This is a genomic window from Lichenicoccus roseus (genome assembly GCF_005844085.1).
GTDB lineage: Bacteria > Pseudomonadota > Alphaproteobacteria > Acetobacterales > Acetobacteraceae > Lichenicoccus > Lichenicoccus roseus.
This window is the reverse complement of the sequence record NZ_VCDI01000010.1, coordinates 133369-141827: the sequence shown is the minus strand read 5'-3', so window position 1 is coordinate 141827 and position 8459 is coordinate 133369. Positions and strand designations below refer to the sequence as shown.

Here is an 8459-nt window from a genome sequence, read left to right as displayed (position 1 = left end):
CTTCTCGCCACAAGATTGCGCCAATTACTTCACCGCAGCCGGATATGAACCAGACTGATCGGATTCCGCTCTAGGCGCTCATCCGCGTCATGCAGCTTGATGACACCGGCCCTGCCCAGCATCATGCGAGCTGTTCCGTCTGCCTTCCCGCTGCCGTCGTGCCTTAGGAACGTGCGATGGATGCCACGCGGCTCGCTGGTGATCGGGTCGACCATCAGCGCAATCATGGCTGGCAGGATGTTGAGCCCGCGCGTGCAGTGCGGGTTGAACCGGATCGCATCGCCTTCCGGCAGCTCTAGCCCACGGCTGGCCAGATAGCGTTCGGCCAGCGTTCCGACGGGCGAAACACTCGCGTCCCAGATCGCAAACGCCTCGGCCGACCGGTCGACGTCGTCGTTCGTTTTCTCGAGAACGCGGACCACGGGAGGCGGCGGGGCAACCGGCAGGGCCACGCGGCCAAGCTTCGGGAACGGTCGCTCTAGCCCTGCTTCGATCGCCAGCGTGTTCGCTGCCTCGGGAAAGCTGGCCCCCTGTGTGTGGCGCAGCCAATCGAAAGCGTCACCATGGGCTCTGCATGCGAAGCAGTGATATCCGGCCTCATAGACGGCGAACGATGGCGCGGTGTCATCATGGAACGGGCAAAGGCCGATCCATGGCCTGCCAGCCTTCTTCAGCGTGACGCTACGGCCTATCAAGGCCGGCAATGGGGTTGCGGACCTGATCGCGGCGAACACGGCGTCGGGAAGGCGCTGGCGCGGAGGAAACATCATCGGCCGGCCTCCGACCGAGCGTCATGCGCTTCCCAGGCAAGCTGGTCGGCAAGGGCGACGTTCCCCTCGGCAGCGGCCAACTCGGACAGCAGCTCAAGAATGTTGGTAGGCCGCTTCTCCCCGCTGTTGCGGGTCAGAGTCCGGATCGCCGGGACACAGTGCCGGCACGAGAAATTGTGCAAGAATGCTCCAATCGGGGAGCGTGGAGCTTGCGGCTGACTGGATCCATTTGGTATAAAGCGGTGTTGTCTTCGCTTTACGTTTCGGTCAGTCGCCCGCCGTCACGCGGGTAAAATCGTCAAAAGCTCAGAGCCCTGCTGGTGCCGCCAAGCGCCGTGCAGGGCTTTCCTTATTAGGCGTCCTCGTAAAGCGCAGCGCGGCGCGCGTAGGCCCGCTGCTGCGCGGCCTTGAGCGTCGCTGACACCTCAGCGTCGAGCACCGTTTCCGGCCTGATGTTGGTGCCGACGTTCCGAAGAAAAGTCGCGACCGGCTGGCCGTGGCGCTTGGCGGCTGCCGCGATGCGAGCGTGTTCTGATGCGGTCAAACGAAGCAGGATCGGACGCTCGCCGCGTGGATCTGGCGCCGAATTGTACATGGGATTACTCCGCGATAGCGGCCGTGATGCGCCGCTCGAAATACTCATTCCCATATATGCGACATTGATTTGTTTTATCAACTAAATTGCAGGTGCGAGATGGTATCGTGCAAGTTTGCACAATCGCGAATACTTAGCCTGACGGATTGTCTAATGTTTTCAATGTAGCGGTCACGGCGGCGTGAGAACTAATCCCGCGCCGCCGCCCCGGATCGTTGAAGGTTACCGCCGGGCCTGCATGTTTTGCAGCGCGCGTAATGCTCGCCGTCGCCCGACCACCAGTGCCGCGCCGATTGCGGTGCAAGCGCCGGCCATAAACGCGAGCGCCGCCGACACGATAGCCGGATCAGCGCAGGCTTCAGCGGCGTTCACTCGCGCGCCCGCCGCTCTGCGATGTCCTGCTCGGTGAATAATCGAAGAATGTCGACCGCCTGCGCGAGTGCCGCTGCCTGCGCCGCATAGATTCTGTCGTGCTTGCTGTCGCTGTCGTCACGCCACCCGGCGAGTGCGTGTTCAGCCTTATCTATTAGCGCCAGCAAGCTCACCGCTGGGGCGCGAGCGATGGCCCTCTCGGTCGTGACGAAGTCCGATGCCGCAGAATGCGACCGGCAGTCCTCCCACGCAGACTGGCACCGCGCTGCCTGTTCCAAGAGTTGGAACAGGCGTGCGTCGGGATCGTTGGCATCTGGATCTGGCTGCAATCCTAGTCGGGCGAGATTGCTCATATCCGCGTCTCCGCCGAGAGCACGTCCTCGCAAAGCGAGGCCAAAAGCATTTCGTTCGCGTCCAGGGTCAGTCCACCAGCGAAAACATGAATTTGCTCCAGCGCGACACGCGCCTTGGCAGCCCTCCCTCGGGCGCCCTCGGCCGGTAGGGCGGCGATCATCTCGCGCAGCGCCTCGGCATGGTCACTTAAGGCTGACAGCTTGTCGACGACGTGCCGGGGTGCTGGGTCGAGCCGATGCGCCCAAGGCAGGTTCAGCGCATTCCTCTCGCGCTCGGTGGCCTGCAGTTCAGCCGCCATGTCCAGCAGCCGCTGGTCACGATCGATCGTCGGTGCCCCAAAATTATCCGGCCGGGCGATCCCCGTAATGATGATGCCGGCAAGGCCCGTGGCGCCTAGAGCGGCTAGAACGTCCCGCCGTGTGGTATCGTGTGCGTAAGCCATCCGAATGACCTCGGTGTGGTTAGGCTGGCGATAGGTGTTAGCGCACCCTCGCCAGCCGCTTAAGCTTGTGCGGATTGCGCAAGCTAGTTACACTGATACCGACTTGCCGGGTTGGCCGTCAAGAACTTAGTAACGGTGTTACTGCATGACGATCACGGCGGCGCAGTGCCGCATGGCTCGCGCCGCACTTGACCTCGGTGTGCGTGACCTCGCGCAACTAGCGTCGGTATCTCCCAACACGATTGCCCGCTTCGAGCGCGGCGACGCGCTCTATCCACGCACCGTTCTGGCGATTCAGTCGGCGCTGGAGGCTGCGGGCGTCGGGTTCATCGCGCAGAACGGCGGCGGTCCCGGCGTTCGGCTACGGTCGGCCCAATAGCCACGAAGCCGTCATGCGTTGACGACGAATTAACCTGGCAAATTGCGCCGCTGATTTCGGCAGCCCGAACGACGTAACGCATTGATCAAGCAATATCGTAGGTAGTTCCAACTATTGGAATCGAAACGATCGATTTGCATAGATGCAAAGGGCGATCAAGCCGCTCGACTCAGGACATTGCAGGTTCTGATAGTCGCTCGATATTCCAGATCAGGCCGGGGGCGTTCGTGATGCTCCGCCATGGTCCCGAAAGGAACGCATATCGCAATGACAGCTTTGCTCCCGGACGCCATCCTGCCCGGTGACCGCCTGATCTCCATTCATGAAGTGAAGGCGCGGGTCGGCCTCGGCCAGTCAACGATATATGCCCGGATGGCAACCGGAGCGTTTCCGAAAGCTAGGCCACTTGGCCCACGGACTGTCCGTTGGGTCGAGCGTGAAATCGATGCGTGGGTCGCTGCCATCGTTACCGGGCAGGACCATGCAGCAGATCGACGGCAGGCGTAGCGCCGGCCAGCAACATGTCGGCCCATGCCTGCGCCAGCACCCGGCGCCGCTCCAGATGCTGTGCGCGATTATAAGCCGCCTCGACCGCGTTCTTGTTTTCGTGCGCCAGCATCAGGTCGATGATGGCCCGGTCGGCCGGATGCGCCTCGTTCATTATGGTGCTGAACGCGGCCCGCCATCCGTGTGGGACGTGCTGGCCGTGGAAGCCGGAGCGATTGAGCAGATAGCCGATCGCGTTCTCGCTCATCGGCCTGCGGGGGTTGCGAGTGTTCGGGAACAGAAACGGCGCACGACCAGTGGCGATTCGCACCGCATCGATTACCTCGACCGCCTGCCGGGAGAGCGGCACAACATGCGGGCGCGACATCTTCATCCGTTCGGCCGGGATGCGCCACTCCGGCGCCGGGCCGTCCAGGCCATGAAACTCGGTCCAAGTCGCGCCACGCACCTCGTTGGATCGGACGGCGGTCAGCGCAAGCAGCCGGTTGGCCAGCTTAGTCACCGCATGCGCAGGGTTGGCCTCGACGTGCCGCAGCATCGCCCGCAAGTCGTCCAGCTTGACGATGGCCGGCTGCTTGCCGCGTGTCACCGGTTTGAGTGCTTTGCCAATGGGTGCGGCCGGGTCGGCGTCGGCCAGACCCGCGCCGATGGCGTAGGCATACACCGCGCTGATCCGCTGCCTGATCCGGTGCGCCGTCTCACCGGCTGTCCGCTCCACGTCCCGCAGGCTCGCAAGGATCATCGGGGCGGTGATGTCGCGGATCGGCAGCTTGCCGATGCGAGGAAATACGTGCTTTTCCAAGCTTCCGAGAACGTCAGCAGCGTGCTTCGGCGAGCCCCAAGTCGGAAGCTGCTGCTGGTGCCAAGCCCGCGCAATCGGCTCGAAATAATTGTCGGTGGATGTCGCTATCAGCCGGCGCGCGATCTTCGTCTGGCTCGGATCGCCACCGGATCGCAATTCAGCACGCGCCGCTTCACGAGCCTGCCGGGCAGCTGCCAGGGTGATGGCAGGATAGGGGCCGAAGGACAGGGACTTCTCCCGTCCGGCCAGCTCGTAGCGCATCCTCCAGAGCTTCGAGCCGTTGGTCTCGACCATCAGGTAAAGTCCGCCGCCATCGTAGAGCTTGAAGCGCTTGTCGGCTGGCTTTGCCTTCCTGACTTCGGCATCAGTCAGCGCCATACCCCACCTCCCGGAATTTCTACCCCGGTTGATACCCGACCTTGCACGCGGATTGTAGGGGGATACCCCGGAAGACCCTGGAAGCTAAATTGCTGCTAAGTGGCGCATTTTTCAACATTCTTGGAAGGTTATGGACCGCTCCGATGTTGGTGCTGGCGGAGGGAGTGGGATTCGAACCCACGGTACGCTTTCACGCACACACGCTTTCCAAGCGTGCGCCTTAAACCGCTCGGCCATCCCTCCGGGGCGGCGGACCATAGCAGCAGCCGCGCCGCATTCAAGCCTCGAACCGCTGCACCCGACCCCGTCGATACCGCATCGCTAGCCTCTCGAAGATGAGAAGCTGCCGGTCACGCGGCCGCTCTTGCCCAAACGTCGCCTGGCTGACATGTCAGTGGAAGTGCAACAGGTTGGCCTGCTGCTCCACGGAGGAACGACATGCAGCTGCCGATCAAGCGCGGCCTCGAAGCTATTCCCGGCGGCATGATGCTGGTGCCGCTGGTGATCGGCTCCCTGTTCCACACCTTCGCGCCCGGTACGCCAGCCACCTTCGGCTCCTTCACCGGCGCCCTGTTTACCGGCGCGCTGCCGATCCTCGCGGTGTTCTACGTGTGCATGGGAGCGACCATCGAGCTGCGGGCGCTCTCGACGGTAGTAAGCCGTGGCGGTTCGCTGCTGCTGACCAAGATCGTGCTCGGACTGCTGGCCGGCCTGCTGCTCGGCCACTTCCTCGGCGAGCGGCCGGTGGCGCACGGCTGGTTCGCCGGCCTCTCGGCGCTCGCGGTGGTCGCAGCACTCAACGACACCAACGGTGGCCTTTACATGGCGCTGATGGGCCAGTTCGGGACTGCGCAGGAAGCCGGCGCCTACGCCGTGATGAGCCTGGAATCCGGACCATTCCTGACCATGGTCAGCCTTGGCGCCGCCGGGCTCGCGGCCTTCCCCTGGCAGACCCTGGTCGGTGCGATCCTGCCGCTGGCGCTTGGCATCGTGCTCGGCAGCCTCGACCGCGAGATGCGGAGCTTCCTGAGCCGGGCCGCGCCGAGCATGATCCCGTTTTTCGCCTTCGCAATCGGTTGCACGCTGGACCTCCGGCGGGTCTGGGAAGCGGGGCTGCTCGGCCTGGCCCTTGGCCTTGCGATCGTCGCCGTGTCGGGCGCCGCGCTGCTGGTCGTCGACCGGATCTGCGGTGGCAACGGAACCGCCGGACTGGCGGCGGCGACCACCGCTGCCAATGCCGCTGCGGTGCCTGCCCTGGTCGCCGCGGCCCAGCCCGCCTATCGCGACGCCGCGGGGCCGGCGACGATCCTGGTCGCGGCCTCGGTGATCGTGACCAGCCTCGCGACACCCGTGCTGACCGCCTGGTGGGCCCGCCGCCGGCCGGTAGCGCGGGAGCGGTAGCCCGTCGGGGCCATGCGGTGCTGAAGGACGATGCCCTCGCGGCGATCCGAGAGCACCTGCTCGGGGACGACTGCACCCATCCGCTGTCCGAACGCAGTCTCGCGGCGCGCCTTGGCATCGGCCTGGGTTCCGTGCGGTCCGCCCTGGAGCGGTTGCGTGCCGCCGGCCTCGTCGTGGCGACGCCGAACAGCGGCCTTCGGGTGCCGGAGGTGACGTCACAGGAGATCATCGATTTCTACGAGATGCGCCTGGTCCTCGAATGCCACATCGCGGCGGCCCTCGCCGGGCGGCTGACCAGCGAGCAGTCGGACCAGCTCGACGCCATCCTCATCGAGCAGGAGCAGACGGCATGCGCGCGGGATACCGGCCGGTATCATCAGCTCGATCTCGAATTCCATGCAGCACTCGTCGGCTTCCACCGGAATGCGGCCATGGTGCGAGCGCTCGATCAGCTTCGGGACAGGATGTACCAGCTGTCACGCCGGCTGCACGGCGCGCATCCCGAGCGACTGGCAGTCAACGCGGCGCAGCACCGCACCATCGTGAACGCCTTGCGGGATGGCAATCCGGACGAGGCCCGCCAGCGCATGCAAACTCATCTGCTGTGGGGCCGGCAATTCACGATCGATCCGGGCGGCCGGCTCGCGATCCCGGCGGCACGGAATGAGGGAGAGAAAGATGCCTGACCGGATCCAGCCCCCCGAAGCCGGCCCCGCGAGCCGGATCGCGTCCGGCCTGCGAGGGCCTGTCTGCCTTCTTGCAGGCCCCATCTGGTATTCAGGAGATTTGGGATGAGCACGCTCAAGCCGGCTTCCGCCGCCGATGCAGAGATCCCGCCCAGGGGTAATCGACTGGCCGGGCGCGTGGTCCTGCTGTTCGGCGGCGGCAGCGTCGGCGAGGGCTGGGGCAACGGGAAAGCAACGGCGGTTGCCTACGCGCAGGAAGGCGCCATCGTGATCGCGGTCGATCGCGCGCTCGACGCCGCGCGTGAGACCGAGGTGATTATCGCTGAACTCGGTGGGCGCTGCGTGGCGATGCAGGCCGACGTCACGAACTCGGCGAGCATCCAGGCAGTCGTCGAGACCGTGCTCGATGCGCATGGTCGTATCGACGTGCTGCACAACAACGTCGGCACCACGATCATGGGCGGCCCGGTCGAGCTGAGCGAGGAGGAGTGGGACGTCGTGCTCGACGTCAATCTCAAGAGCGCCTTCCTGACCTGCAAGCATGTGCTGCCGGCGATGCTCCGGCAGGGCAGGGGCGCGATCGTGAACATCTCATCGATGGCGGCAATCCGCTACACCGGTTACCCATACTCGGCCTACTACGCCGCCAAGGCCGGGGTGAACCAGTTCACCGTCGGCCTTGCACTGCAGTATGCGCGGCAGGGTATCCGCGCCAACGCGATCATGCCCGGACTGATGAATACGCCGCTGATCTACCAGCAGATCGGCAGCCAGTATGCCGATATCGAGGCGATGGTGCAGGCGCGCCATGAGGCCTGCCCGGTCGGGCGGATGGGCACCGGGTGGGATATCGCCCATGCGGCGGTGTTTCTCGCCTCCGATGCCGCCGCCTACATCACCGGGGTGTGTCTGCCGGTCGATGGCGGCCTGACCTGCAAGGCCACCTGAACGACAAGGACCGAAGAGGACTCACGATGAAGCTGAAGGACAGGGTTGCCGTCATCACGGGGTCGGCGCGTGGTATCGGCCGGGCAACCGCGGAGGCGATGGCGCGCGAAGGGGCGATCGTCGTGGTGAGCGACCGCGATGCTGCGCTGGCCGGGACAACGGCATCCGAAATCGGCGGGCGGGCAATCGCGATCGCGGCGGACGTATCGGACGCAGCCCAGATCGAGCGGCTTTTCGAGACCGCAGTCGCCCGGCTCGGACGCGTCGATATTCTCGTCAACAATGCCGGCATCGGCTCGACGGAGCTGGTCGTCGACATCTCGCTCGAGACCTGGGAGCGCATCCTTCGCATCAACCTGACCGGTGCGTTCCTGTGCAGCCAGCAATTTGCACGCCTTGCGATCAAGCGAGGCGGCGGCGGCAAGATCGTCAATATCGTCTCGCTGTCGGGACAGAAGGGCGGTGTCGGGCGCTCCGCCTACGGGGCGTCGAAGGCCGGGCTGGAAGTGCTCAACAAGATCATGGCGGTGGAATTCGCCGATCACGGCATCAACGTGAACGCGATCGCGCCCGGACCGATCGCGACCGAGACCGGCAAGGGGATGCATACCAGGGAGACGGTGGAGGCCTATCACCGGCTGATCCCGCAACGCCGCTACGGCGAACCCGAGGAGATCGCGGTGGCGGCGGTGTTCCTCGCCTCCGACGACGCGGCCTACATCACCGGCCACACGCTCAACGTCGATGGCGGCTTCCTGGCCGCCGGACTGATGTTCCCGTTCGATCCGGCAGTGGACAAGCCGGTCGGCGCCGGGAGCTGAGCGC

The 8459-nt window shown here is 64.9% G+C and carries 11 protein-coding genes and 1 tRNA gene; 6 read left to right on the top strand and 6 right to left on the bottom strand.

The genetic code is table 11. The features are described 5' to 3' along the window. Positions 1-29: 29 nt before the first annotated feature. The 4 genes from FE263_RS20160 to FE263_RS20145 form a co-directional block, all read right to left on the bottom strand. Entirely contained in the window at positions 30-770 is a 741-nt protein-coding gene (locus tag FE263_RS20160) for a DUF7146 domain-containing protein (RefSeq protein WP_240759979.1), read from the bottom strand. 352 nt (positions 771-1122) lie between these two features. Further along, positions 1123-1365, bottom strand: a complete 243-nt coding sequence (locus FE263_RS20155) for a plasmid mobilization protein (RefSeq protein ID WP_138327835.1) — start codon at positions 1363-1365, stop codon at positions 1123-1125. 368 nt (positions 1366-1733) lie between these two features. Further along, positions 1734-2090, bottom strand: coding sequence for a hypothetical protein (locus FE263_RS20150; protein WP_138327834.1), 357 nt, complete (start codon positions 2088-2090; stop codon positions 1734-1736). After that, positions 2087-2533, bottom strand: a complete 447-nt coding sequence (locus tag FE263_RS20145; RefSeq protein WP_138327833.1) for a twin-arginine translocation signal domain-containing protein — start codon at positions 2531-2533, stop codon at positions 2087-2089. Before FE263_RS20145 ends, FE263_RS20150 begins: the two co-directional genes overlap by 4 nt. Before the next feature lie 172 nt (positions 2534-2705). On the opposite strand from FE263_RS20145, the gene FE263_RS20140 reads away from it, so the two are divergent. Beyond that, positions 2706-2912, top strand: a complete 207-nt coding sequence (locus FE263_RS20140) for a helix-turn-helix domain-containing protein (RefSeq protein ID WP_138327847.1) — start codon at positions 2706-2708, stop codon at positions 2910-2912. A 240-nt stretch (positions 2913-3152) separates the two neighbouring features. Further along, entirely contained in the window at positions 3153-3419 is a 267-nt protein-coding gene (locus tag FE263_RS20135) for a helix-turn-helix transcriptional regulator (protein WP_338086748.1), read from the top strand. Here FE263_RS20135 and FE263_RS20130 read toward each other — a convergent pair. Together FE263_RS20130 and FE263_RS20125 are read right to left on the bottom strand one after the other, a co-directional pair. Further along, a complete protein-coding gene (locus tag FE263_RS20130; protein WP_138327831.1) occupies positions 3379-4599 on the bottom strand; it encodes a tyrosine-type recombinase/integrase in 1221 nt (406 codons plus the stop codon). The two genes, FE263_RS20135 and FE263_RS20130, sit on opposite strands and share 41 nt — an antisense overlap. Positions 4600-4752: 153 nt before the next feature. After that, a tRNA-Ser gene (locus FE263_RS20125) sits at positions 4753-4842 on the bottom strand. Between the two features lie 195 nt (positions 4843-5037). On the opposite strand from FE263_RS20125, the gene FE263_RS20120 reads away from it, so the two are divergent. The 4 genes from FE263_RS20120 (at position 5038) to FE263_RS20105 (ending at position 8455) form a co-directional block, all read left to right on the top strand. After that, positions 5038-6000 (top strand): 2-keto-3-deoxygluconate permease, encoded by a 963-nt coding sequence (locus FE263_RS20120; RefSeq protein WP_138327830.1) that lies wholly within the window; start codon positions 5038-5040, stop codon positions 5998-6000. A gap of 17 nt (positions 6001-6017) precedes the next feature. Further along, entirely contained in the window at positions 6018-6686 is a 669-nt protein-coding gene (locus FE263_RS20115; protein ID WP_171034248.1) for a GntR family transcriptional regulator, read from the top strand. Positions 6687-6791: 105 nt separating this feature from the next. Beyond that, complete coding sequence (locus FE263_RS20110; RefSeq protein WP_138327828.1) at positions 6792-7634, top strand: SDR family NAD(P)-dependent oxidoreductase; 843 nt, start codon at positions 6792-6794, stop codon at positions 7632-7634. A 26-nt stretch (positions 7635-7660) separates the two neighbouring features. Next, entirely contained in the window at positions 7661-8455 is a 795-nt protein-coding gene (locus FE263_RS20105; RefSeq protein WP_138327827.1) for an SDR family NAD(P)-dependent oxidoreductase, read from the top strand. Positions 8456-8459 lie beyond the last annotated feature (4 nt).

Coding starts and splice junctions, on each gene's coding strand:
- FE263_RS20160 (WP_240759979.1), bottom strand. CDS start 770: ATGATGTTTCCTCCGCGCCAGCGCCTTCCCGACGCCGTGTTCGCCGCG.
- FE263_RS20155 (WP_138327835.1), bottom strand. CDS start 1,365: ATGTACAATTCGGCGCCAGATCCACGCGGCGAGCGTCCGATCCTGCTT.
- FE263_RS20150 (WP_138327834.1), bottom strand. CDS start 2,090: ATGAGCAATCTCGCCCGACTAGGATTGCAGCCAGATCCAGATGCCAAC.
- FE263_RS20145 (WP_138327833.1), bottom strand. CDS start 2,533: ATGGCTTACGCACACGATACCACACGGCGGGACGTTCTAGCCGCTCTA.
- FE263_RS20140 (WP_138327847.1), top strand. CDS start 2,706: ATGGCTCGCGCCGCACTTGACCTCGGTGTGCGTGACCTCGCGCAACTA.
- FE263_RS20135 (WP_338086748.1), top strand. CDS start 3,153: ATGGTCCCGAAAGGAACGCATATCGCAATGACAGCTTTGCTCCCGGAC.
- FE263_RS20130 (WP_138327831.1), bottom strand. CDS start 4,599: ATGGCGCTGACTGATGCCGAAGTCAGGAAGGCAAAGCCAGCCGACAAG.
- FE263_RS20120 (WP_138327830.1), top strand. CDS start 5,038: ATGCAGCTGCCGATCAAGCGCGGCCTCGAAGCTATTCCCGGCGGCATG.
- FE263_RS20110 (WP_138327828.1), top strand. CDS start 6,792: ATGAGCACGCTCAAGCCGGCTTCCGCCGCCGATGCAGAGATCCCGCCC.
- FE263_RS20105 (WP_138327827.1), top strand. CDS start 7,661: ATGAAGCTGAAGGACAGGGTTGCCGTCATCACGGGGTCGGCGCGTGGT.